Origin of the sequence: Corynebacterium limaceinasi (assembly GCF_046717465.1) — a bacterium.
Taxonomy (GTDB): Bacteria; Actinomycetota; Actinomycetes; order Mycobacteriales; family Mycobacteriaceae; genus Corynebacterium.
In genome coordinates, this window is sequence record NZ_CP177100.1 from 2,392,776 (window position 1) to 2,415,388 (window position 22,613).

Annotated in this window: 22 protein-coding genes and 1 rRNA gene; 9 read left to right on the forward strand and 14 right to left on the reverse strand. The window is 58.1% G+C overall.

All coding sequences use genetic code 11. The features are described from left to right. Positions 1-411: 411 nt before the first annotated feature. The 4 genes from ACLI1Q_RS11515 to ACLI1Q_RS11530 all read right to left on the reverse strand — a co-directional run bounded on the left by ACLI1Q_RS11515 (position 412) and on the right by ACLI1Q_RS11530 (position 4,669). A 16S ribosomal RNA gene (locus tag ACLI1Q_RS11515) occupies positions 412-1,929 on the reverse strand. 588 nt (positions 1,930-2,517) lie between these two features. Then, entirely contained in the window at positions 2,518-3,498 is a 981-nt protein-coding gene (locus ACLI1Q_RS11520) for a hypothetical protein (protein ID WP_239269623.1), read from the reverse strand. After that, positions 3,495-4,298 (reverse strand): ATP-binding cassette domain-containing protein, encoded by an 804-nt coding sequence (locus tag ACLI1Q_RS11525; protein ID WP_239269622.1) that lies wholly within the window; start codon positions 4,296-4,298, stop codon positions 3,495-3,497. Before ACLI1Q_RS11525 ends, ACLI1Q_RS11520 begins: the two co-directional genes overlap by 4 nt. Then, positions 4,295-4,669, reverse strand: a complete 375-nt coding sequence (locus tag ACLI1Q_RS11530) for a GntR family transcriptional regulator (RefSeq protein ID WP_239269621.1) — start codon at positions 4,667-4,669, stop codon at positions 4,295-4,297. Before ACLI1Q_RS11530 ends, ACLI1Q_RS11525 begins: the two co-directional genes overlap by 4 nt. Positions 4,670-4,877: 208 nt before the next feature. Between ACLI1Q_RS11530 and ACLI1Q_RS11535 the strand changes: the two genes are divergently transcribed. Beyond that, positions 4,878-6,053, forward strand: coding sequence for an NYN domain-containing protein (locus tag ACLI1Q_RS11535; RefSeq protein ID WP_239269620.1), 1,176 nt, complete (start codon positions 4,878-4,880; stop codon positions 6,051-6,053). On the opposite strand, the gene ACLI1Q_RS11540 is transcribed toward ACLI1Q_RS11535, so the two are convergent. Then, the gene (locus tag ACLI1Q_RS11540) at positions 6,050-6,787 is read right to left on the reverse strand and encodes a PspA/IM30 family protein (RefSeq protein WP_239269619.1); all 738 of its coding nucleotides are present in this window, start codon (positions 6,785-6,787) and stop codon (positions 6,050-6,052) included. The genes ACLI1Q_RS11535 and ACLI1Q_RS11540 overlap by 4 nt on opposite strands. Before the next feature lie 91 nt (positions 6,788-6,878). Continuing rightward, the gene (gene trxA / locus ACLI1Q_RS11545) at positions 6,879-7,250 is read right to left on the reverse strand and encodes a thioredoxin (RefSeq protein ID WP_023024472.1); all 372 of its coding nucleotides are present in this window, start codon (positions 7,248-7,250) and stop codon (positions 6,879-6,881) included. A 119-nt stretch (positions 7,251-7,369) separates the two neighbouring features. On the opposite strand from trxA, the gene ACLI1Q_RS11550 reads away from it, so the two are divergent. From ACLI1Q_RS11550 to ACLI1Q_RS11565, 4 genes are read left to right on the forward strand one after another with little or no spacing between them, the layout of a single operon-like run. After that, a complete protein-coding gene (locus ACLI1Q_RS11550) occupies positions 7,370-7,570 on the forward strand; it encodes a heavy-metal-associated domain-containing protein (RefSeq protein ID WP_023024475.1) in 201 nt (66 codons plus the stop codon). 9 nt (positions 7,571-7,579) lie between these two features. Beyond that, a complete protein-coding gene (locus ACLI1Q_RS11555; RefSeq protein ID WP_284849758.1) occupies positions 7,580-9,775 on the forward strand; it encodes a heavy metal translocating P-type ATPase in 2,196 nt (731 codons plus the stop codon). A gap of 3 nt (positions 9,776-9,778) precedes the next feature. Beyond that, complete coding sequence (locus ACLI1Q_RS11560) at positions 9,779-11,080, forward strand: MFS transporter (RefSeq protein WP_284849757.1); 1,302 nt, start codon at positions 9,779-9,781, stop codon at positions 11,078-11,080. Between the two features lie 28 nt (positions 11,081-11,108). After that, entirely contained in the window at positions 11,109-11,573 is a 465-nt protein-coding gene (locus ACLI1Q_RS11565; protein WP_298695115.1) for a VanZ family protein, read from the forward strand. A 5-nt stretch (positions 11,574-11,578) separates the two neighbouring features. On the opposite strand, the gene dnaB is transcribed toward ACLI1Q_RS11565, so the two are convergent. The 8 genes from dnaB to ACLI1Q_RS11605 all read right to left on the reverse strand — a co-directional run bounded on the left by dnaB (position 11,579) and on the right by ACLI1Q_RS11605 (position 19,297). After that, positions 11,579-13,012 (reverse strand): replicative DNA helicase, encoded by a 1,434-nt coding sequence (dnaB, locus tag ACLI1Q_RS11570; protein WP_239269616.1) that lies wholly within the window; start codon positions 13,010-13,012, stop codon positions 11,579-11,581. Positions 13,013-13,474: 462 nt separating this feature from the next. Further along, positions 13,475-13,927, reverse strand: coding sequence for a 50S ribosomal protein L9 (gene rplI / locus ACLI1Q_RS11575; RefSeq protein ID WP_023024485.1), 453 nt, complete (start codon positions 13,925-13,927; stop codon positions 13,475-13,477). Positions 13,928-13,975: 48 nt separating this feature from the next. Beyond that, positions 13,976-14,533: a single-stranded DNA-binding protein gene (locus ACLI1Q_RS11580; protein WP_239269615.1), complete on the reverse strand. Its 558-nt coding sequence runs from the start codon at positions 14,531-14,533 to the stop codon at positions 13,976-13,978. A gap of 49 nt (positions 14,534-14,582) precedes the next feature. Beyond that, positions 14,583-14,873, reverse strand: coding sequence for a 30S ribosomal protein S6 (gene rpsF, locus ACLI1Q_RS11585; protein ID WP_023016353.1), 291 nt, complete (start codon positions 14,871-14,873; stop codon positions 14,583-14,585). Between the two features lie 122 nt (positions 14,874-14,995). Further along, positions 14,996-15,184, reverse strand: a complete 189-nt coding sequence (locus tag ACLI1Q_RS11590; RefSeq protein WP_239269614.1) for a hypothetical protein — start codon at positions 15,182-15,184, stop codon at positions 14,996-14,998. Then, complete coding sequence (locus tag ACLI1Q_RS11595; protein WP_239269613.1) at positions 15,181-16,572, reverse strand: glycosyltransferase family 87 protein; 1,392 nt, start codon at positions 16,570-16,572, stop codon at positions 15,181-15,183. Before ACLI1Q_RS11595 ends, ACLI1Q_RS11590 begins: the two co-directional genes overlap by 4 nt. Positions 16,573-16,588: 16 nt before the next feature. Continuing rightward, positions 16,589-18,847 (reverse strand): transglycosylase domain-containing protein, encoded by a 2,259-nt coding sequence (locus tag ACLI1Q_RS11600; protein WP_239269612.1) that lies wholly within the window; start codon positions 18,845-18,847, stop codon positions 16,589-16,591. Positions 18,848-18,922: 75 nt separating this feature from the next. After that, complete coding sequence (locus ACLI1Q_RS11605; RefSeq protein WP_239269611.1) at positions 18,923-19,297, reverse strand: DUF5318 family protein; 375 nt, start codon at positions 19,295-19,297, stop codon at positions 18,923-18,925. Positions 19,298-19,413: 116 nt separating this feature from the next. On the opposite strand from ACLI1Q_RS11605, the gene ACLI1Q_RS11610 reads away from it, so the two are divergent. The 4 genes from ACLI1Q_RS11610 (at position 19,414) to ACLI1Q_RS11625 (ending at position 22,610) form a co-directional block, all read left to right on the forward strand. Further along, positions 19,414-20,502, forward strand: a complete 1,089-nt coding sequence (locus tag ACLI1Q_RS11610; RefSeq protein WP_239269610.1) for an inositol-3-phosphate synthase — start codon at positions 19,414-19,416, stop codon at positions 20,500-20,502. 54 nt (positions 20,503-20,556) lie between these two features. Further along, positions 20,557-21,051, forward strand: a complete 495-nt coding sequence (locus ACLI1Q_RS11615) for a MarR family winged helix-turn-helix transcriptional regulator (RefSeq protein WP_239269609.1) — start codon at positions 20,557-20,559, stop codon at positions 21,049-21,051. A gap of 94 nt (positions 21,052-21,145) precedes the next feature. Continuing rightward, positions 21,146-22,117, forward strand: coding sequence for a universal stress protein (locus ACLI1Q_RS11620; RefSeq protein WP_411697004.1), 972 nt, complete (start codon positions 21,146-21,148; stop codon positions 22,115-22,117). 10 nt (positions 22,118-22,127) lie between these two features. Beyond that, complete coding sequence (locus tag ACLI1Q_RS11625; protein ID WP_239269607.1) at positions 22,128-22,610, forward strand: hypothetical protein; 483 nt, start codon at positions 22,128-22,130, stop codon at positions 22,608-22,610. Positions 22,611-22,613 lie beyond the last annotated feature (3 nt).

Genomic DNA, 22,613 nt, shown 5'->3' on the forward strand with positions numbered 1-22,613 from the left:
ACACACAAAACACCACCAACCACAAACAGCCGATGGCATCATGCAGATGCTCGCGTCCACTATACAGTTCTCACACAACACCCCAAACCAGCAACACACACCACCACAACAGATGGCATCCATCAACCAGTCAGGCACACACTAAGGGGATAATGCCCCAGACACCCAACAATGCACCAACAACTTATCCACAACATTATATTTTGTATGCATGGACACTTTTACGCATGCCACAAAGCACCATTCAAACACTTGATACTGTCGATTAAGGTGTGTCTCCTACCCGGAATTTCCAAACAATCGGTGGCAGCAGAACACTCGCCTACTCAACCACCAACCCACACAAACTGTGTAGGCAACCCACAACTATGGGCCATTGGCTGCAACTGCAGCCTATTAAAAGCTCCTTAGAAAGGAGGTGATCCACCCGCACCTTCCGGTACGGGTACCTTGTTACGACTTCGTCCCAATCGCCGATCCCACCTTCGACGGCTCCCTAACACGTTTAGGCCACCGGCTTCGGGTGTTACCAACTTTCATGACGTGACGGGCGGTGTGTACAAGGCCCGGGAACGTATTCACCGCAGCATTGCTGATCTGCGATTACTAGCGACTCCGACTTCATGGGGTCGAGTTGCAGACCCCAATCCGAACTAAGACCGGCTTTCAGCGATTCGCTCCACCTCACAGTGTCGCAGCGCATTGTACCGACCATTGTAGCATGTGTGAAGCCCTGGACATAAGGGGCATGATGATTTGACGTCATCCCCACCTTCCTCCGAGTTAACCCCGGCAGTCTCTCATGAGTCCCCAACCAAATGCTGGCAACATAAGACAAGGGTTGCGCTCGTTGCGGGACTTAACCCAACATCTCACGACACGAGCTGACGACAACCATGCACCACCTGTACACCAACCACAAAGGGAAACTACATCTCTGCAGCGATCTGATGTATGTCAAGCCCAGGTAAGGTTCTTCGCGTTGCATCGAATTAATCCACATGCTCCGCCGCTTGTGCGGGCCCCCGTCAATTCCTTTGAGTTTTAGCCTTGCGGCCGTACTCCCCAGGCGGGGCGCTTAATGCGTTAGCTACGGCACGAAAGTCGTAGAAAGACCCTCACACCTAGCGCCCACCGTTTACGGCATGGACTACCAGGGTATCTAATCCTGTTCGCTACCCATGCTTTCGCTCCTCAGCGTCAGTAACTGCCCAGTAACCTGCCTTCGCCATCGGTGTTCCTCCTGATATCTGCGCATTTCACCGCTACACCAGGAATTCCAGTTACCCCTACAGTACTCAAGTTATGCCCGTATCGCCTGCACGCCCGGAGTTAAGCCCCAGAATTTCACAGACGACGCGACAAACCACCTACGAGCCCTTTACGCCCAGTAATTCCGGACAACGCTCGCACCCTACGTATTACCGCGGCTGCTGGCACGTAGTTAGCCGGTGCTTCTTATCTAGGTACCGTCACACAAAGCTTCGTCCCTAGCGAAAGGAGTTTACAACCCGAAGGCCTTCATCCCCCACGCGGCGTCGCTGCATCAGGCTTGCGCCCATTGTGCAATATTCCCCACTGCTGCCTCCCGTAGGAGTCTGGGCCGTATCTCAGTCCCAATGTGGCCGTACACCCTCTCAGGCCGGCTACCCGTCGCCGCCTTGGTAGGCCATTACCCCACCAACAAGCTGATAGGCCGCGAGCTCATCCTACACCGAAAAAACTTTCCACCACACACACTAAAGTGCGGTCCTATCCGGTATTAGACCCAGTTTCCCAAGCTTATCCCGAAGTGCAGGGCAGATCACCCACGTGTTACTCACCCGTTCGCCACTCGAGTACCCTGCAAGCAGGGCCTTTCCGTTCGACTTGCATGTGTTAAGCACGCCGCCAGCGTTCGTCCTGAGCCAGGATCAAACTCTCCACAAAAAGAAAAATTTCAGAACAACAAAATCCTGAAAAGGCCGTGAAAAGCCCAAACCTAACCAAAAGAACAAACCACCACAAACCAATAAAGGCTCATGCTGGCGTCCAAAAATTACTACAAGAAAAAATAAACTGCCTCCCCAACCCGACGGGGCACAAAAAAGGGAGACAAAAAGTTGAACACAATCACATGCCAACCAATCCATCAATGCAGCCGAAACACTAAACAGTATTCAAAAAGATGCGTATTCCAACACCTTACCGGCACACACCAACCAACAAACCTACTTTAAGCTTGCTGGCCAACAGACCAATCAACACACAACCATGCACACAAAAATAAAAAATAAGTACATTGGCACACTATTGAGTTCTCAGACATCGTCACCACACAACAGCTACATACTCAAAAGCATGGAACTCGTTGCGAGTAAAAAATTGTTTTTGTCAGGGCCTGTTTTCCTATCGCCGCTTCAGCCAGAGACAATGTCTTGTCTCTGTGGGGCGCTGTCGGTCGCGCTGACTCGTATTAAGTTACACACCGCTTTAAAGTTTCACAAACTTGCTGGTCAGCACGGATTTCAGACACTTCTATTTCATGCCAAACCAGCCCGCAAGGCCTTTCTCCCACAGGCTGCTTATGCGGCTTGCGTATATCGGCAGGGTTGCGGCCCATACGGCGTAGATGCCGAGGCTTATAAACATCCCCACCGCGGCCGAGACATAGCCTTGGACGAAAAGCCAAACCAGCGGTGCGATACCGAGGAGGTACGCCACAAAAACTCCAAGAGTCCTCTTCTCTAGGAACTCGAGGTACGTAAGACCAGGTACGGTGACGGCCGCGATTGCGGTGATGCCGGCGGCGACCTCGATTGTGTTCCCCCAGAAGGAAAGGGCTAAGCCCACGGCGGCACAACCAAGGACGAAGATGAGCCCAGTCGCTGCAGTCATGGTCGCCCAGCGGCGGCGCGTGCCGCCGAGCGTGACATAGTCCCTGAGCGTATCCCGCAATATGCCCATGGTTTGGCTGAGGAAAAAGGAGAAGAGCACCCAAGCAATGAAAGCGATGAATTCCATCGGTTCCCACAGCGTGCTCATTAGCGAAAGCACAACGTTGATGGATAAAAATACGACGACCATCAGCCACATTCGGACCTGGCGGCGGTATACAGCCTGTGCGTCGAGCGTCGGCGGGAAACGCCCAAGCTTGGATGCAATTCCCAAAGGGGTCGTCGAGTACCCCGTCCTGGTTGGGGTTGGTTTGCGCCACAGTGCCCATGCCAATGCCGCCGCATAAACGGCCAACGCCCACCAGCCCTGCCGTGCAGCCGTTCCTGCCATGGCTACAACAGCAAAAACCGTGACGATAATCCGGCGGTGTTCATTCCATATCTGTGAGCTCAAGCCAAGTACTTGGTACTTATCAAAACTGGGTTGATACGTCAGGATGGGCACAAGGGGCAAGAGCAAGGTGACAGTTCCCCACTTTTCGCCAAAAAGTACGGGGTAAAGCGCGATGAAGAATAGGACTGTAACCCAAACCCATTCCGTTGTGTGCCATAGAAGTTTCATGACTGCTCCTCCAATGATCGGACAGCCTTTTCAAGTGATACCTCTGTTACCCGGAGGTGATGTTCGTTGGCATAGCGGAAGACGGGATCGGGCGAGGTAGTGCGGGCATCGACAAGCACCTGGTCTCCCAGGCTGGTTGAAGCGCGCTCCAATACCGGCAGGTCCAGTGCGGAAATGGCCGCGGAGATCGCTTCTTCGGGCCCGCTGATTTCCAGGAAAGAATCGACAAATTCGTCTACGGGGCCGCTAATGGGGTGCTCCCCCATGAGGGAAATGGTGTCCAGTAAGCCCTCTATCTCGTTGAGGTGATGGGTGGATACCACGATGGTGCGACCGTGTTCTTCCCGGAGGACCTGGTAAAAGAGTTCGCGCCGCGGCAGGTCGAGGCCCAGATAAGGCTCGTCCAAAAGCATTATTTCGCAGCCAGAGGCAACGGCGAAAACAAATCCCAACGCCGATTTCTGCCCGCGGGAGAGCGCGGAATACGCCTTATTTGGGATGTCAAAGCGCGCGATGAGGTCGTCGTATCGCTCCGCATTCCAGTTGGGCCATCGGGCCTGGCCGACGGCACCGAGTTTCTTGCTACCCCACGAATCCGGCAGCGGATTGTCGATGCCCATGAGGATTACCCGGTTGAGCACGGATTGGTTATCAAAGGGCTGGCGGTCAAAGACCGTGATGCGGCCGGATTGAATTTGGCCGGCGATTTTTCGCAATAAGGTGGTCTTGCCAATTCCGTTGCGGCCGACCAAGCCATGGGTAAGGCCTGCGGAAAAGGTGAAATCGCGGGTAGTAATCATGAGTACATTCCTCTGCTTTCTGCAACCCGATCGAAAAGGTCATGGAGCTGGGCGCGGTTGTAGCCCAGGCACACTGCTTCATCGACAAGCGGGGCCATATACTCCGCGGCAAAGTCGCCTCGCCTGCGCTCGCGGATGGCACGCGAAGCACCCTCGGCCACAAACATGCCGATGCCCCGGCGCTTTTCCAGCACCCCTAAGTCCACCAAGAGGGTGATCCCCTTTCGCGCGGTTGCGGGGTTGATGTTGTGGAAATCCGCCAACTCATTGGTGGAAGGCGCCTTATCGCCCTCCGCCAGAGTGCCGTCCACAATGGTGTCTTCCACCAAGGACGCAATCTGCCGAAAGAGCGGCTGCGTGGAGTTATCCATCATCACCTTCGGCTCGTTAGTTACTTAGTTAGTTGTGTAACTAACCATATAACACGCTTGCCGACGCCGCAATGGTCACCGAAATCTTTTCATTTGCGGCCAATATGCTGGGAATTAGCGAATTGTGATCGACGTTTCGGGGTGAATAAGGCACACTGGAGGTAACAAAGAATTTTATTTAGAACAATTAGAACGGAACTTAGGAGCCATGCTTGAACGCACACTTGTCTTTGTCGATACCTCATACCTGCTCGCGAGCTTTTATAACTCCTGGGAAACGGGGGCTCGCGCGCAGCTAGAAATCGATCTGCCCGAGGTGGTCAGCACCATGGGCGGGATGATCGAGGAGCAATTAGGCAACCCGATTCAGCGCCAATACTGGTACGACGGAATCCCGGATACCGGTCCACACCGCTACCAACGCGCCCTTCGCACCTGCGAGGGCGTGCAATTGCGCACAGGGCAACTCATTGAATGGGGTGAGCGACGCACCCAAAAAGGCGTCGACACTCGGCTCGTGGCCGATATGGTCATGGCCGCTATGAAGAACCAGTTCACCGATTTCGTTCTGGTCAGCGGCGATGCTGACATGATCCCCGGCGCGCAGACCGCCGTGGACAATGGCATCCGCGTGCACCTGTACGGCTTTGGCTGGGATTCCATGTCCGCAGCGCTGCGCCATACGTGTGATTCCACCACCATCTTGGATCCGCGCGAGGACTTCGCGGATTCCATGGAGCTACAGGTCCTCGAAGGCCCGCTTCCCCCGGTGGTGCGCGATACGGCGCAGAAGGCAGAGGGAGCAGAAGAGGAGCTTCCAGGCACCGAGCACTGCGACGAGTGCGAGGAGCCCTCCGAGGTGGAAACCGCATTCGGCACCCCGGAAAAGCCCACGCCGGCGCCCGCCCCAAAGCCTGCGCCGCCCCAAAGCGCACAGCAGGCCGCAACCCCAGCCCCACAAGAGCAGGAAAAGCCCTCTGCAGAAGCGGAGAAGGGCCCTGCCGAAGAGGCCGAGGCTACCGATCAAGCAGCACCAAAGCCTGCGCCGAAACCGTCAATGATGGCACCGCGGCGCAAGCTGCGCTCGAAGTACGTCCCGCTGCCAGAAGAGGTCTGGAGCTCTGCTGGGTTCCAGTCCCCATTCGATGTAGGCCAGCAATACGCATCGTGGTGGTTTGATAATGCCGCCAACTCAGAGCAGCGCGACCAAGCCCACTTACTGTCTGGCGGCGGATTGCCACCGGAGATCGACCGCCCGCTGCTACAGTTCGCCTGCGAAACCCTGCATGAATACACGCTGACGGAAACCCAGCGCGTGAACTTGCGCGATGGGTTCCACTCAGGGATTCGCGGCGTGCTTATTAATATCCGCCGCGAGAATTAATCCCCGGATTCGATTTCCTTCTTCTTGGCCATATCGGCGCGCAGCGCATCCAGCCGCGCGCTGGCCTTCATGTCGTTGCCGGCCGCTTGAATCTCACTCATGCGGTCGCCGCCGGTTGCTTGCTGCAATTCTTGTGCACCAAGGGCATCGGCGTAGCGCTTTTCGATCTTGGAGCGGACGGAATCCAGGCTCGGCACGGAATCATCGGGCTTGAGCTCGTTCATGGAATCGAGCGCTTCCGCGTTCTTCTCCTGCATAGCAGCCTGATCCGCCTGCGCTTCTAGCTGGCTCACCTGGGCCAACTGCTCCTTCAGGCGAGCCTCGGATTGTTTTTGCTGGTTCTTGGCCTGTTCAGCCGCCTGCTCCGCCGCCGCGTACTGCTGCTTGACGTCTTCCAGTTCCTGTTCCACCGCAACGAGCTGAGAGGCCACTACCTCAGCGGCTTGGTTGTACTCGTTCGCCTTCTGCGGGTCCTCGGCGGAATCCGCAAGCTCCAGTGCGCGCTCGGTCTGAGATTGGTAATCCTGCTGGGACTTCACCAGGCGGTTCATCTGCATTTCCAACTGAGACTTGTGCCCGATGATCTCTGCCGCATGATCCGAGATTTCCTGGTGCTGTTCCTTGGCGGCCTTGACCGCCTGCTGGATTTGGACCTTTGGATCGGCGTTCTCATCAATCTTTTGATCGAGAGAACTCATCACGTACTTCCAGCCCTTGCTGAAGGGGTTAGCCATCACTATCTCCTTTGGTCATAAAAAAGACGCTTTCTAGCGAGTTTAGCGATACTCACCAGAAAGCGCCGTGGAAGCTCTGAAAATTCAGATTCTATGCCTGCTGTGCGTTCTGCTCTTCAACCTGGCGGCGAACGTCAGCCATATCAAGGTCCTTAACCTGCTTGAGCAGATCCTCCAACGCTGCGGGCGGCAGTGCGCCGGCCTCGCGGAATACGAGGATGCCATCGCGAAAGATCATCAGGGTAGGAATGGACTGAATCTGCAGCGCGGAAGCAAGGCCCTGGTTTGCCTCGGTGTCCAGCTTGGCAAAGGTAGCATCGGTGTGCTCCTCGGATGCCTTCTCGTAGACAGGGGCAAAGCGCTTACATGGGCCGCACCAGTCCGCCCAGGCATCGACAAGCGTAATGCCTTCGCCGGTTACGGTCTGTTCAAAGTTCTCTTCAGTGACGTCGATAGTAGCCATACTCGTTGTAACTCCTTTACATTGTGGTTTATTCCCCACCGTACCTAAATCTCTTCCTTGCTAGATACCCCGAGGGGGTATAACATGGAGACATAAGCAATCGAGAAAGGATGATAGTCATGGCAACGAAGAACTACACCGTAGAAGGAATGAGCTGCGGACACTGCGAAATGTCCATCCGCGAAGAGGTAGGCGAAATCGCCGGTGTTGAGGAAGTTTCTGCAGACCACACCACTGGCGCTGTGTCTGTTTCCGGTAGCGATTTCACCGATGAGCAAGTAGCAGCTGCCGTAGCCGAAGCCGGATACACCCTTAAGTAGGCGAATACTATGTCACACGTTGATCTCGGGGTCTCGGGCATGACTTGCACGTCCTGCTCTTCCCGGGTAGAACGCAAGCTCAACAAGGTAGACGGCGTGGAGGCGAGCGTTAACTTTGCCACCGAATCCGCCTCTATTGAGTTCGATCCAGAAACGTCCACGGCCGCGGATCTGATCAAAGTCGTGGAAGGTGCAGGATACAGCGCCTTCGATATGTCTGGCAGTGATGACGCCGACCAGGGCGGGGACGCAGACGCAGAAGGCACGCCGGTTGATGATGCCCGCGCTGAAGAACAGCAGAGCCTGCTGCGGCGCACCATCATCTCCGCGGTATTGTCTGCTCCCATCATGGTCGTCTCCATGGTGCCTGCCCTGCAGTTCCAGAACTGGCAGTGGGCCTGCGCCATGCTGGCCACCGTCGTCTTCATCTTTGGTGGCGCCCCCTTCCACTCCGCTACGTGGACCAACCTGAAGCACGGCTCGTTCACCATGGATACCTTAATTTCCATGGGCACTTCGGCCGCATACCTGTGGTCCCTGTACGCGCTATTCTTTGGCAACGCCGGCGAGCCCGGCATGACCATGAGCATGTCGTGGTCCTCCAGCTCGGCCGAGATGGACCATATCTACTTTGAGTCCGTGGGAATGGTCATTACCTTCCTGCTCCTCGGCCGCTGGTTCGAGGTCAAGGCCAAGGGACAATCGTCCGAGGCGCTGCGCACCCTGCTGTCCATGGGTGCGAAGGAAGCCTCCGTGCTGCGGGATGGCAAGGAAAAGCGCATCCCCATCTCCCAATTGCAGGTGGGCGATGTCTTCGTTGTGCGCCCGGGCGAAAAGGTTGCCACCGATGGTGAGGTCGTCTCCGGCAATTCCGCCGTGGATGCCTCCATGATCACCGGTGAATCCGTCCCGGAAGAGGTGGGCGTGGGCGATACCGTTACCGGCGCCACCATTAACGCTTCCGGCAAGTTGGAGGTCAAGGCCACCCAGGTGGGCGAGGACACGGTCCTTTCCCAAATGGCCACCTTGGTCACCAACGCGCAGGCCTCAAAGGCCCCCGTGCAGCGCTTGGTGGACCGCATCGCGCAGGTCTTCGTTCCGGTAGTGATCGGGATTTCCGTCCTCACGCTGCTGGTACACCTCATCTTTGGCGGCGTGGCGCCGGCGTTTATCGCCGCTGTCTCAGTGTTGATCATCGCCTGCCCTTGCGCGCTGGGCCTTGCCACCCCAACCGCCATCTTGGTCGGCACGGGGCGCGGTGCCCAGCTGGGCTTGCTCATTAAGGGCCCGGAGATCCTCGAGTCCACCAAGCAGGTCGATACCATCGTGATGGATAAGACCGGCACGGTGACCGCCGGTGAAATGTCCGTTACGGCCGTGCATGGCAATGTCCTCGAATACGCCGCAGCCGTCGAGCGAAACTCCGAGCACCCCATCGCCCAGGCGATTGCCCGTGAGCGCGACGTAGAGCCCGGCACCGACTTTTCCACCAGCACCGCTGGCGTGGAAGCAACGGTGGATGGGGTGCGCGTGGGCGTCGGCAAGCCGCGTGGAGACCTAGGCCAATACGCTGATGCCTTCCGCGAGGCCGAGGCCGCGGGTGCTACCCCGGTGGCGGTGTACCTCGACGATGAGCTCGCTGGGCTCATTGAGGTCCGCGACACCGTCAAACCCACCTCCGCTGAGGCCGTCCAGCAGATGAAGAAGCTGGGCCTGACCCCGCACCTGCTGACCGGCGATAACGAGGGCGCGGCCAAGCGCGTGGCAGAGGAAGTTGGCATCACCGAGGTCACGGCCGGCGTGGTTCCGGAGGAAAAGGTCGACGTCATCAAGAAGCTGCAGTCCGAGGGGCACAATGTGGCGATGGTTGGTGACGGCGTCAACGATGCCGCGGCCCTTGCCCAAGCGGACCTTGGCTTGGCGATGGGCGCCGGGACCGACGTTGCCATCGAGGCCTCCGATATCACCTTGATGAATGGGGACCTGCGGTCTGCCGCCGATGCCATTCGCCTGTCCCGCCGCACGCTGCAGATCATTAAGGGCAACCTGTTCTGGGCCTTTGCCTATAATATTATTCTCATCCCCGTGGCGGCCTTTGGCCTGCTCAACCCGCTATTTGCAGGCATCGCCATGGCATTGAGTTCCGTATTCGTCGTATCCAATTCCCTGCGTCTCCGGAAATTTTCTAGCCAGCGCTATGATTAGCGCATGCTCAGCCGCAATGAACGATTAGACCGGCTCCCGGTCACCAGCAAACACAAGCGCCTACTCCTAGGCTCCGGCCTAGGGTGGGCGCTCGATGCTATGGATGTGGGGCTCATTTCCTTCATCATGGCCGCCCTGGCCGTGCATTGGGATTTGAGCAGCACCCAAACCTCCTGGCTCGCCTCTGTTGGCTTCCTCGGCATGGCTCTGGGCGCGACATTCGGCGGGCTCCTTGCGGATAAATACGGCCGCCGCCACATCTTCTCCCTCACCCTCTTGGTCTATGGCCTAGCCACCGGTGCCTCCGCCCTGGCCGGTGGGCTGACCATGCTTATCATCTTCCGCTTCATCGTTGGGCTGGGCTTGGGCGCGGAGCTGCCGGTCGCCTCCACTCTCATCTCCGAATTCTCGCCGCGCCGCGTCCGCGGGCGCATGGTGGTCCTCCTCGAGGCCTTCTGGGCGCTCGGCTGGATCCTCGCCGCGCTCATCGGCACCTTCATCGTCGGCGCCGGCGAAAACGGCTGGCGCTGGGGGTTTGCAGTGGGTCTCATCCCCGCCGCTTATTCGGTTTACGTGCGCTTGGGCTTGCCGGAATCGGTGCGCTTCCTCGAGTCCAAGGGCCACCACGAGGAGGCCGAAGAGATTGTGGCATCCTTCGAAGAGGCCGCCGCGGGCCAGCCGCTTGACGATGCCCACCCGGAACCCACCGCCTCCACCGAGACCTCCATTTGGGGGCCGGGCCTGCGCCGCCGCACAGCGGCGCTGTGGACTATTTGGTTTTGCGTCAATTTCTCCTATTACGGCGCCTTCATCTGGATCCCGTCCCTGCTGGTTGCCGATGGTTTCTCGCTCGTAAAATCCTTCAGCTTCACCCTCATCATTACCTTGGCGCAGCTGCCGGGCTATGCCACCGCCGCTTGGCTCATTGAGGTCTGGGGCCGGCGGATTACCCTCGCCGTGTTCTTGGTCGGCTCCGCCGTCTCCGCCGGGCTCTACGGCACCGCAAGCTCCGAGGTATTCATCATCATCGCCGGGTGTCTGTTGTCCTTCTTCAACCTCGGCGCCTGGGGTGCCCTGTATGCCATCGGTCCCGAGCTCTACCCCACCGCGCTGCGCGGGCGCGGTACGGGTGCCGCGGCGGGGTTTGGCCGCATCGCCTCCATCGTGGCACCCCTTATTGTGCCGCCGTTGATCGCGGCGACCGGAGCTGGATTCCTCTTTGTGTTATTTGCGGCCGCATTCGCCATCGCCGCCGTAGCGGCATTTACTTTGCCTGAGCTTAAGGGTGAGGCCCTTGCTCGATAAATTAGCCCTTAGCGCCTGGATCGGCGTCATGGTAGCGCTGACTACCCTGAAGGCCTTCTTCCAGATCGGTTACCTGTGGAAGCCCGAAAATCAACGCGTCCGCGAGCTCCACTTAGTTCCCCTCGACGAATTCTCTGGCAATAGCTGGTTCGCCCCGATTTTTGAGTACGCCGGTAATACCGCCTTCTTCATCCCCTTCGGGCTCCTAGTATTTACGCTATGCCGTTCCGTGAAGGTATCCACGGCCTGGGGATTCGCGCTGAGTTTAACCCTGGAGACGGCCCAATATGCCTTCGCGCTGGGCCGCACGGATGTCGACGATCTCCTCTTTAATACCCTCGGCGCGCTCATCGGTGCAGCGATCGCCTACTGGTGCGGCCAACGCTTCTTCCCGGTTTGGCGGTGGCTCTCTCTGGCCGCTGCGGCGGTCTTTATCGTGCTGGTAATTCTGGGTCCCCGGTTAGGGGACCCCGCGGCCGTCGTGGACCTATAAGTCTTTTATCCGTGCGCCATGTTGACGAACTTGGAGTAGTGCAGCTGGTGGGCCACCTGTACGGTGTCAATGGGCCCGCCGCGGTGCTTGGCCAAGATAATATCCGCTTCACCGGCGCGCTCGTTATCACGGTCCTGCGAGTCTGGGCGGTAAAGCAGCATCACCATATCGGCGTCCTGCTCCAAGGAACCGGACTCACGCAGGTCAGCCAATTGTGGCTTCTTGTCGTTTCGGGCTTCAGGTCCACGGTTCAGCTGCGAAATGGCAATCACCGGCACCTCAAGCTCCTTGGCCAATAGCTTAAGCTGGCGCGAGAATTCCGAGACCTCTTGCTGGCGTGACTCTACCTTTTTGCCCGAGGACATCAGCTGCAGATAGTCCAAAACGATAAGGTCGAGGCCATGCTGCTGCTTGAGCCTGCGGGCCTTGGAGCGGATCTCCATCATCGTCAGGTTCGGGGAATCATCGATAAACAGCGGCGCATCTTGAACGCGGTTAAGCGTGTCATCGATCTTCGCCCAATCCTCTGTGGACACCCCGCCACTGCGCATATCGGTAAGCTTGACCTCGGATTCCGCGGAGAGCAGGCGCATAACGATCTCTGAGGCGGACATTTCCAAGGAGAAGATGACGGAGGACTTGCCGTGCTGCAGCGAGCACGAGCGAATGAAGTCCATCGCCAGCGTGGACTTACCCACACCGGGTCGCGCGGCCACGATGATCATCTGGCCTGCGTGCAAACCGTTGGTGAGCTTATCCAAGTCAATAAACCCTGTGGGCACACCCAATTCAACGCCGCCGGCCTGCTGCAGCGCCGCCAACTCATCAATGGTCGGGTCAATCAGATCCCCCAGCACGCGGTAGTCCTCAGCGGTTTTGCGCTGGGCGATGGCAAAAACTTCCTGCTGGGCCCGGTCGATCACCGATTCGATCTCAGCATCCTCCGTGCCCGAAAAGCCCAATTGGACCACGCGCGTACCGGCATCCACTAGCCGGCGCAAGACGGCCTTTTCCGCCACGATTTCCGCGTAATAGCGGGCGTTGGCAGCGGTAGGAACCGTAGCCAAAAGCGTGTGCAAATAGGGTGCGCCGCCAACGCGCTCAAGGTTATTGAACCTATCCAACCGCGAGGAAAGGATAAGCGGGTCAATGTCTTGGCCCGCTGCATAAAGGTCCAGCATCGCGCCATAAATTAGCGCGTGGGCCGGATAATAAAAGTCATCGGGTTCGAGCTCTTCAATAACCTCCATGACCGTATTGGGGCTAAGCAGCATTGCACCCAATACGCCCTGCTCGGCTTCCCGGTCCGATGGCGGCTGACGATACTCCTCGTAGCGCTGCGGTTGGTCCTGTTGATACCGCGGCCGGCGCGCTACGGCGTTATCCGGCGCAGGCGGTTCCGGTGGAAGCTGTTCATCATCAAAGCTCGCGTTGGTCATGTGTCCCCCTTGGTGTCCGTGAAGCGACCTTGTGTAACGCTGTCCAAGTGTAGACGAGCGCCCGGACACTACCCGCCTGGGTATAACTCCCACAGTTATCCACAGGGTCTTGTGGAATTACCTGGTAGGCCGATCCTTGCATTTCATTTACCGAGGTCACGGGTGTGGATAACTCAACACCGCCCTGACCTGCAGCGATAATAACCGCTGGTCAGAGCTGTTATTTGCTAGTGTGAAAATTCCCACAGCGTAGCGGAAAATAGGCCGTGACCAGCGGTAAAGTCGTGACAAAATCGTGGTGTCCCCGAACCCTGAATTCCACATTCATCCACAGATTTTCACAGTTATCCACAGGCCAATTGGGTAGGCAAAAGGCCCCAGGAATTCTCCACCTCACATAGAGAATTCTTGGGGCCTTAAGCCGTGCTGTTGTCTTTGGGTCTGTGGACCGTCGAGCGCTGCTTAGGCAGCGACGACCGAGAAGTTCACCTTGCCGAGCACGTCAGCGTGCAGCTTCAGCTCGACCTGGTAGTTGCCGGTCTTCTTGACCAGGCCCTTGGGCATATCAACGATACGCTTATCCAAGTTAGGGCCACCGGCCTTGGAGACGGCCTTGACAATGTCTTCTGCGGTAACGGAACCGAAGAGCTTGCCGGAAGTGGAGGTCTTAACCTTGACCTCAACGTTCGTCAGCTGCTCAAGCTGGTTGCGGACCTCGCGTGCGTGGTCCAGGTCGCGAATTTCGCGAGCTTCCTGGGCGCGCTTGATGCCCTCAATCTGCTTCTCAGCGCCGCGGGAAGCCACGATAGCCAAGCCGCGGGGAAGCAGGTAATTACGTCCGTAGCCGTCCTTAACCTCAACAATTTCGCCAGCGGCGCCGAGGTTCTCAACGGCAGCGGTGAGGATCAGCTTCATGATCCCTGCCTTTCAATTGAGTTAGTTGAATAGTTGCGGGTGACAGACTTAGAACGGGGGTTCAGAATCAGCGCCTCCGAAGCCGCCAGCGGGCGGTGCGGAGTTCCACGGATCCTCTGCAGGAGCCTGGTTCTGCTGCTGCGACTGCTGCTGTTGCTGTTGCTGTCCTCCAAAGCCGCCCTGATTATTGTTATTCGAGCGCTGCTGCTGGCCGCCACCATAGTTGCCGCCGCCCTCACGGGGATTGCGGTTTACCTGTGCGGTGGCGTAGCGGAGCGACGGACCGACCTCATCGACGTCGATCTCAAATACAGTGCGGTTTTCACCCTCGCGGGTCTGGAAGGAACGCTGCTTCAAGCGGCCGGTAACGATGATGCGCATGCCCTTGCTCAGGGTCTCGGCGACGTTCTCCGCCGCCTGGCGCCATACGTTGCAGGTCAGGAACATAGCTTCGCCGTCTTCCCACTGGTTCGTCTGCGAATTATAGCGACGAGGCGTGGAGGCGACGCGGAAGTTAGCTACCGCCGCACCCGCTGGGGTGAAGCGAAGCTCGGGGTCAGCAACCATGTTGCCCACCACCGTAATATTGGTATCTCCCTGTGCCATGTCTTTACTCCTTATCGGTTACGTGGATTGTGCCTGATCCCAGTATCCGCTACTTGCTGTCGGTGCGCAGAACCTTGGTACGCAGGATGGTGTCGTTCAGGTTCAGGCGGCGGTCGAGCTCGGAAACCGAAGGGTGCTCGCACTCCAGGTTAACGACGGCGTAAATGCCCTCTTCCTTCTTCTCGATGGGGTATGCAAGGCGACGCTTGCCCCATACATCGAGGTTCTCAACCTTGCCGCCGTCCTTGCGGACGATGTCGAGGTACTTATCTAGGGACGGGGTTACGGTGCGCTCATCCTGATTAGGATCCAGAATGATCATGACTTCGTAGTGACGCACGGACCTCATCACCTCCTATGGTCTAGTCGTTTTCGGCTGCATCACCTTTGCGGATGCAGCAGGAGGGTACGTTGCGTCAAGCAACCCCACCACAGTACCGCATATGACCGGCGAAAAGAAATCTATCCCGTCGTGGTGGCGGCAAAAAAGATAGCACACGTCGCAGGGATGATGGTCAGAAAAACAATGGCAAGGACGCCCAAGATGATGGGCCCGCGCTTATCTTCCCTGTTATGAAACAGCCAAAACGCCGCCATGACGCAGATAAAGCCCAACAAGATCGACACCATGCCGATTAATGTCACAATCATTGAAATACTCCCGCCACTGGGTCGCGGCCCGTATGCGCAGCACGCACTTTATCTTCCGTGTTATTCCACATTTGCCGCAGAACAATCACCGCCATGGCGATAATGAATCCATCGCGCACGAGGATCGCCACGTCCAAAAGCTCGTGGGGAATGCCCTTATTATCAATGCCGAGCATGTGCCACATAAGTAGGGGCCATACGAGGGCATCGGCAAGCGCCCAGCCCAAAACCAACCGCCAACGCGGCACGGCCAAGGCCGCTGGGACCAGCAGCCAGAGCGAATACTGCGGGGACCATACCTTATTGACCAGCAGGAAAGCCGCAACGATGAGGAATACCAACTCCGCCACCCGCGGGGTAAGCGGGCTGCGCCAGCCGGCCAAGGCAATACAGACGCACAAGAGGATGAATGCCACGAGGGAGAAGGTATTCAAAAAGTCCTGGCTGAAAGAAATGCCCGAATTCCGGCTAATCAGTGCATACAGGGTGGTCCATTCCGCGCCGCGCTCCTGGTTCAAGCGGAAAAATTCCGCCCAAGCCGCCGGGTATTTCAAGGCGACGGGAAGGTTGACCACGAGCCACGCGGCGGCCGTAGCGACGGCGACCTTGGCAAAAGCGTCCCAGCGGCGATTGCGCCAGGCAAGGACGAAAAACGCACCAAGCAGGAATACCGGCCATAATTTGAATGCGGTTCCAAGGCCGATGAGGATGCCGGCGAGCCAGGGGCGGTGGCGGCTAATGGCCAGCAGCGCGCCGACGGCAAAGGCGATGGCAGGTATATCCCAATTGCTAAAGGCATGGATGATAATCAACGGGCTGGCGGCCACCAGGATGGTGTCCCACGTGCGATTTCCCACCAAAAGGTAGACCATGTAGATGACGCCGACCCAGATGCAGGCCATGACCATGGCGGTTAGCCCAAAGTACCAACCAGCGGCGGGCACCCCGGCCCACTCCACGAGCCCATAGGTATGGCGCGCAATCCAGCCCATCAGGCCCTGGAACATGCCCGCCAATACCGGGTATTCCATGTAGCGGGTCAGGCCATCTTCCTGCCAGGAATAGGCGTAGGGAAAGCCCGGTTGATCTAAACCGCGGCCTTCATACAGCGGGACGATGTCGTTATAGCAAAAAGAGGTGTACTGGCGGTTGGCGGACCAATCAAGCTTGATGGTGCCGTCTTCGCCGGGAGTACCAGTAGCGCAATTTGCCTTGGATAAGAACCCGCCGGCTAAGAAAACCCATGCTACCGCGATGAGCGCGCGCAACGGGGTCCACCACTGCGTGCGGCTGCCCCGGGCAAAGCGTCCCCTCGGCCCGCCCAGGAACTCGATGACGCCCCGCGCCATCGGTTCGTCTGCAGCAGACAAGCGCTGATCTTGGCTCACGCGTACCGCTCCTTGCTTAGCCTAAGAGGTCAGCCAGGCCGCCTTCGCGGTCAAGGATGTCATCTAAAGACGGAGCTTCGGGTGGGGCCGGCTCATTATTGCCGCCGCCGTTGCCCCGGTTGCCGCCGTTTCCATTATTGCCTCCCTGGGTCTCCGGCTGCTGTGATGGGGCATCGCGACCCGCTTCCGGGCTTTCCGCAGGTGCTGGGCTGGTCTCTTCTTCAGGGGCGCCATTTTGCGCTGGACCAGTGTAGTTCTGGGTGCTTTGCCCGCCGGCGCTACCACCTGAGTTGTAGGCCGGAGCGCCACCGCCGGCAGAAACCGTGCCGAAGCGTACGGGATAAGCAGAGGGGAATTGCTGGAATTCCTGGTCCGCCAAGGAGTTATCCAACACGGACTTCCAGATCTTCGTCGGTGCGCCCGCACCGTACATGATGCCGCCATACTGGTCGAAAATGGCAGAGGTGTTATCGGCCGTACCGACCCACACGGCGGAGGCAAGCTGCGGGGTAGCGCCGACCATCCACGCATCCTTATTAGTTCCCGAATCACCCAGCTGGGTCGTACCGGTCTTAGATGCCGAAGCACGTCCGCCCGCCAGCGAGCCGTTGGACCATGCCGCCACCGGCCCCATGGCCTCAAGGACGTTATTGGCCACATTGGCAGAAACGCGGCGCTCGCCCTCATCGTCTGGGTGTTCATACAGAACTTCACCGGCGGCATTTTCTACGCGCTGCACAAAGTGCGGGTTGTGCCAGACGCCCTGGTTCGCAAGGGTAGACATCGCGGTTGCCATGTCCAGCGGACGGGACTGGTACTGGCCCAAGACCACGCCTTCGAAAGGCTGCTTGCCGTTTTCGGTCAGCGTCTCTTCGATACCCGGCAGCGAGCGGGCAACGCCCAAAGCGTGGGCCATATCCGCGGTGTCCTGGGTACCGTTCTTCAAATCGCTCTGCAGGCGCAAGTAAGACGTGTTCAGGGACTGCTTGGTCGCCTCGCGTAGGTCGCATACGCCACAGCCGCCGCCCACGTTGGTGACCAGATCGGAGCCCGGCAGCTGGTACGGCGCCGAGGAGTAGTTGGTATCCAAGCTAATGCCCTGCTGCAGTGCAGCGGCAAGCGCCATGATCTTGAAGGTCGAGCCGGTCTGTAGCGGCGAATTGGCGTAGTCCCAACCGTTGGAATCATGCCCGCCAAAGTAACCGCGCACCGCACCCGTCTTCGGGTCGATGGTCACGGAAGCGGCGCGGGCGTCTTCTTGCAGCGGCGCCAGCTGGTCATCGACTGCCTGCACCGTATTGTTTTGCACGTTCATATCGATGGTGGTGGTAATGCGCAGGCCGCCGGTGGAGACCTGGTTTTCCGTAATTCCCACCTCTTCAAGTTCGCGGATGACCTGGTCCTTAATGTGGCCATTAGCACCAGGGGCTTCCGTATATGCCGAATACTCAGAGGGGTCGCGGGTCTCCGGGAAGACCATTCCATCGCGCTCTTCCTTGCTGAGATCGCCCATGTCCACGAGGCCGTCAAGAACGTAGTTCCACCGGTTTTCGGAACCTTCCTGGTTCACGCGCGGGTCCAGGCCAGAAGGCGACTGGATAAGACCGGCGAGCATGGCGCCTTCCTCAGGGGTGAGGTCCTTGGCGTCCTTATCAAAGTAGGCGTTGGATGCAGCCTGGATGCCGTAGGCATTGCGGCCGAAGTAGACCGTGTTCAGGTAGGCGTTAAGGATGTCTTCTTTTTCCCACTCATTGGTCATCTTAATGGAGTAGATGAGCTCGCGCGCCTTGCGCACGTAGGAATATTCGTTGCCCACCAGGGTGTTTTTCACGTACTGCTGGGTAATCGTGGAACCACCACCGGCGGTGTCATTGCCGGTGACCTTACCCAGTACCGCGCGGCCCAAACCGGTAAAGGAAAAGCCGGAGTTTTCCCAGAAGTCGCGGTCCTCGGCGGCGAGCACGGAGTCTTGGACAAAGACGGGTACCTCATCCAAGGTCACATGCGTGCGGTTGCCTTCCGGCGGAACCAAACGCGCCAACTGGGTGTCGTTATCGGAGGCATAGATGGTAGAGACCTGGTTATTGGCCAGCTCTTTGGGCTCCGGAACGGTGTATTGCGAATAGGCATACGCAAAAAGGCCTGCAGGCAGTGCCACAAAAACCACTAGGAGAGCCGCAACGACCCACGGCCAGATGCGGCGCTTTTTGGGTTCTTCGCCTTCTTTACGGCGGTCCACCTTAGTGGACTCGCCAGTAGATTCCTTCTCGGTCACTGATTCGTGTCCTCATTCATCCCTGGTAACAATCTAAATAATTGCAGCTTACTGCCTAAGGCGGTGCGTCGAAAACTAACACGCGTTAAAAGCCGTTGCAGAACGCAACAAATGATTCCACCGGCAGTGTCGACAGACCTCCACCTCATGCACGGTAAATTCCAGGCCTTCACCAACAAATTCCGCTATTTCTTGCTCGCTACGGGCGCTCCCGGCGCGCCGGCCTAGGCTCTCGCCGTATACCCACCGGGTCAGGCGCAGGTCCTCCCCACAGACCGGGCAGGGCTTATCCATGGTGCGGCCGTGGTGCTCGGCGGCGGCCCGGAGGAGGAAGTCCGCGTCACACACCTCATCGCGCCCCAAGTGCCCGGCGCGGTATTCGCGGACGTGTTGGGTGCGCTCCCATTCGTGAGAAAGCTCGTGCTTAAAGGCAACGGAATTCACCCGCATTATCTTAATTTCCTCTTCTTGATCGATCCATATGCCGTCGTGCTACCACCAGGCATAATTTCTGGCCTAACGTTGCGCAGGCACCACACAGCAACGAATTTATAAAGGAGCATAGTGTGTCTGACAAAGTAAAGGTCGCCATCGTCGGCGTCGGCAACTGCGCCACATCCCTTATTCAGGGCGTGGAGTTTTATCGCAACGCCGCAGCAGAGGAAAATATTCCTGGCCTGATGCACACCCAGTTCGGGCCTTACCACGTCGGCGATATTGAGTTCGTCGCGGCCTTCGACGTCGATGGAGACAAGGTGGGCAAGGATCTTGCGGAGGCTACCCGCAGCTCCCGCAACTGCACCATCACCATCGCAGACGTCCCAGACCTCGGGGTCACCGTTCAGCGCGGCCCCACCATGGATGGCCTGGGCCGTTACTACCAGGAATCCATCACGGAATCGGATGAAGCTCCTGCCGATGTCGCAGCTGCCCTCCGCGAGGCCGGTGCCGAGGTTGTTGTTTCTTACCTGCCGGTTGGTTCCGAAGAGGCGGATAAGTTCTACGCCCAGGCCGCTATCGACGCTGGTTGCGCATTCGTAAACGCCCTGCCGGTCTTCATTGCTTCCGACCCAGAGTGGGCCAAGAAGTTTGAAGACGCCGGCCTGCCCATCGTGGGCGATGACATCAAGTCCCAGGTTGGTGCCACCATTACCCACCGCGTTATGGCGAAGCTTTTTGAAGACCGCGGCGTGCGCTTGGACCGCACGATGCAGCTCAACGTGGGCGGCAACATGGACTTCAAGAACATGCTGGAGCGCGAGCGCCTGGAGTCTAAGAAGATTTCCAAGACCCAGTCCGTGACCTCCAACGTGCACAATTCCCCTATTGCTGGCAAGCGCGCAGACCGCAACGTCCACATCGGTCCCTCGGACTACGTGGAGTGGCTGGATGACCGCAAGTGGGCCTATGTCCGCTTGGAGGGTTCCGCATTCGGCGAGGTCCCGCTGAACCTGGAGTACAAGCTCGAGGTCTGGGACTCCCCTAACTCCGCCGGCATCATTATCGATGCCGTCCGTGCCGCCAAGATCGCCTTGGACCGCAAGGTTGCCGGACCGGTACTTTCCGCTTCCTCCTACCTGATGAAGTCCCCTCCAGTGCAGAAGGGCGACGATGTCGCGCGCAATGAGCTGGAAGATTTTATTAAGGGAAGCTAATTTTTTCGTCGCGATACTACCGCCAGGCGGTAGGGCACGATAGAATTTAGTTCTATGACGCAACACCATGATGAGACGGACCCAACGAAGTCCCCGTCCAACTACGAGGACGCGGTAGAGGTAGCGCGGGACATCCAACCGGCGCTCAATAAGTTAATTCTTATTTTCCAGCGCACTGCAGAGGGTTCATCGCTGACTACCTCGCAGGTCTCCATCATGAACCAGTTGCGCTTGCGCGGGCCTTCCCGCGTATCCACCATCGCCCAGGCAGAGCTTATCCGCATGCCCACCGCGTCCAACGCGCTCTATCAACTAGAACGCCGCGGGTTCGTGGAACGCCACCGCGATGAAGAAGATCGCCGCGGCGTGCTGGTCGCGCTCACCCAACTGGGCGAGTCCGAATTGGCCATAGTTTCCGGGCAACGCGCCGCGGCCCTTGCGGAGATTATGCGGTGGCTCGAGCCCGAGGACTTGGCCACCGCCCGCGAGATGGGCGCGGTCATTTCCAAGCTTGCGGATGTCTACCGCCCCACCATGGATAGCGAGTAGCGAGCTTACGGCCACATGCAATTTTAGTTTTGCGGCCGCAACAGACGATAATGAGCTTTAGTACTCATTAAGCTTTCGCATACTTATTCATTCTATGGGCAAAAAATCTAACCAACCGCTGCTGCCGACCCTGCATAAAGGCTCGGCCAAAGAGCCGTTGCGCATCCTCATTTCGTGGAGTCCTTCCTCTTCCGGTACGGAACCCCTCGACTTCGCCGCATGGCTATCGCGCACCGCGGTGATAGAGGTGCGCGTTATTTCCACGGTTTTCCAACCGTGGACCACGACGTCCTTGTCCAAGCTAGGCGGGAAATACAAAAAATGGTTTAAAGAGCAAAAGCAAGCATGCACGACAGCCACCGCTGCGGCCCTGACGGAGGCAGGTATCCCGGAAAAGTACTGGGACGATACGCCCTCCGTGCTTGTCGATGGCCCTTCCCGCCCCCAGCTCCTTACTGAGATGGCCCAGGATTTTCAGGCTGATCTCATACTTTTAGGCCCCAACCAGGCCGCGCCCAAGGGCCGCTTTTTCCCCAGTTCAACTGCGGATACCCTCCTGCACTACTCGCCACAATCTTTAGGGCTTATCCCGCGCAAGGCCAAATTATCGAAACACGGCGTGACCCGCTTTATTTTTGTCATTACGGAGCGCGGTGACCGTGCGGATAGGGAATTATTGGGTGCAGCCGCGCTGGCGGATCGCTGGGATCTACCCCTGCGCATCTTGGCTTTCTCAGCGAATGACCTGCTGAATTCCCCGTCGAAGGATAAAAGCGATATTGCGCTAAAGCTCACCGCCGAGTGGCACGAGGATTCGTTAGCAATGCTCGACCGGGCTCGCGACCGCATCCAAGATGCTTACCCGGAGCTCGAGGTCTCCTCTGAGATCGGTTCCGGGGCCGGGTGGTCCGGTGCCGTTGATTCGCTCAAGTGGAAAAAGGGCGATCTAATGTTGATGGCCTCTACCCCACAAGGCCCCATCGCGCGGGTCTTTTTGGGTTCTAACGCAACCGAGTTGCTCCCTCATATTCGCGTACCGGTACTCATTCACCCCGCGACCGACTAGGCTTTGATGTATGAGCTCGCGCCCAGAGCACCCCGAAAACGACCTGACGACCGACGCCGATTATGCCAACCTGCGCCGGCCCGAGCCGCAAAGCTTCGATGATTTGGCAGACGAGCCCGATCCCGTCGAGGTAGCCGCCGCCAACCGGCGCTCCACACGCCAAGCCGTCTGGTACATGGTGTCCGTGCTGGTCATCTCCGCGCTATATGGCTTCGGCGTCGCGCTCTTTTCGCGCCTTACCGGCGGACCCCTGTGCGAGGACGGCACCGCAAGCTGGCTGTGTACCGAAGGCCAAAGAAACTTCTTTGCCATTTCCACCATGATCATCCCACTGCTGGGCATGATTGGCTGCGCGATCATTATGGTGCGCAAGCTGCGCCGCTACCTGCGCTGGCGTAGCTGGATGGCGATCTTTTGGGTGGTAGCTTTCAATTTCATGATCTGGGCTATTAGCGATATCCAGCTTTTCCTCATGGATTCGGGCACCACCTAGAGA

Excerpts from the sequence above, each read along its gene's own strand:
- ACLI1Q_RS11520 (WP_239269623.1), bottom strand. The coding sequence starts at position 3,498 with ATGAAACTTCTATGGCACACAACGGAATGGGTTTGGGTTACAGTCCTA.
- ACLI1Q_RS11525 (WP_239269622.1), bottom strand. The coding sequence starts at position 4,298 with ATGATTACTACCCGCGATTTCACCTTTTCCGCAGGCCTTACCCATGGC.
- ACLI1Q_RS11530 (WP_239269621.1), bottom strand. The coding sequence starts at position 4,669 with ATGGATAACTCCACGCAGCCGCTCTTTCGGCAGATTGCGTCCTTGGTG.
- ACLI1Q_RS11535 (WP_239269620.1), top strand. The coding sequence starts at position 4,878 with ATGCTTGAACGCACACTTGTCTTTGTCGATACCTCATACCTGCTCGCG.
- ACLI1Q_RS11540 (WP_239269619.1), bottom strand. The coding sequence starts at position 6,787 with ATGGCTAACCCCTTCAGCAAGGGCTGGAAGTACGTGATGAGTTCTCTC.
- trxA (WP_023024472.1), bottom strand. The coding sequence starts at position 7,250 with ATGGCTACTATCGACGTCACTGAAGAGAACTTTGAACAGACCGTAACC.
- ACLI1Q_RS11550 (WP_023024475.1), top strand. The coding sequence starts at position 7,370 with ATGGCAACGAAGAACTACACCGTAGAAGGAATGAGCTGCGGACACTGC.
- ACLI1Q_RS11555 (WP_284849758.1), top strand. The coding sequence starts at position 7,580 with ATGTCACACGTTGATCTCGGGGTCTCGGGCATGACTTGCACGTCCTGC.
- ACLI1Q_RS11560 (WP_284849757.1), top strand. The coding sequence starts at position 9,779 with ATGCTCAGCCGCAATGAACGATTAGACCGGCTCCCGGTCACCAGCAAA.
- ACLI1Q_RS11565 (WP_298695115.1), top strand. The coding sequence starts at position 11,109 with ATGGTAGCGCTGACTACCCTGAAGGCCTTCTTCCAGATCGGTTACCTG.
- dnaB (WP_239269616.1), bottom strand. The coding sequence starts at position 13,012 with ATGACCAACGCGAGCTTTGATGATGAACAGCTTCCACCGGAACCGCCT.
- rplI (WP_023024485.1), bottom strand. The coding sequence starts at position 13,927 with ATGAAGCTGATCCTCACCGCTGCCGTTGAGAACCTCGGCGCCGCTGGC.
- ACLI1Q_RS11580 (WP_239269615.1), bottom strand. The coding sequence starts at position 14,533 with ATGGCACAGGGAGATACCAATATTACGGTGGTGGGCAACATGGTTGCT.
- ACLI1Q_RS11590 (WP_239269614.1), bottom strand. The coding sequence starts at position 15,184 with ATGATTGTGACATTAATCGGCATGGTGTCGATCTTGTTGGGCTTTATC.
- ACLI1Q_RS11605 (WP_239269611.1), bottom strand. The coding sequence starts at position 19,297 with ATGCGGGTGAATTCCGTTGCCTTTAAGCACGAGCTTTCTCACGAATGG.
- ACLI1Q_RS11615 (WP_239269609.1), top strand. The coding sequence starts at position 20,557 with ATGACGCAACACCATGATGAGACGGACCCAACGAAGTCCCCGTCCAAC.
- ACLI1Q_RS11620 (WP_411697004.1), top strand. The coding sequence starts at position 21,146 with ATGGGCAAAAAATCTAACCAACCGCTGCTGCCGACCCTGCATAAAGGC.
- ACLI1Q_RS11625 (WP_239269607.1), top strand. The coding sequence starts at position 22,128 with ATGAGCTCGCGCCCAGAGCACCCCGAAAACGACCTGACGACCGACGCC.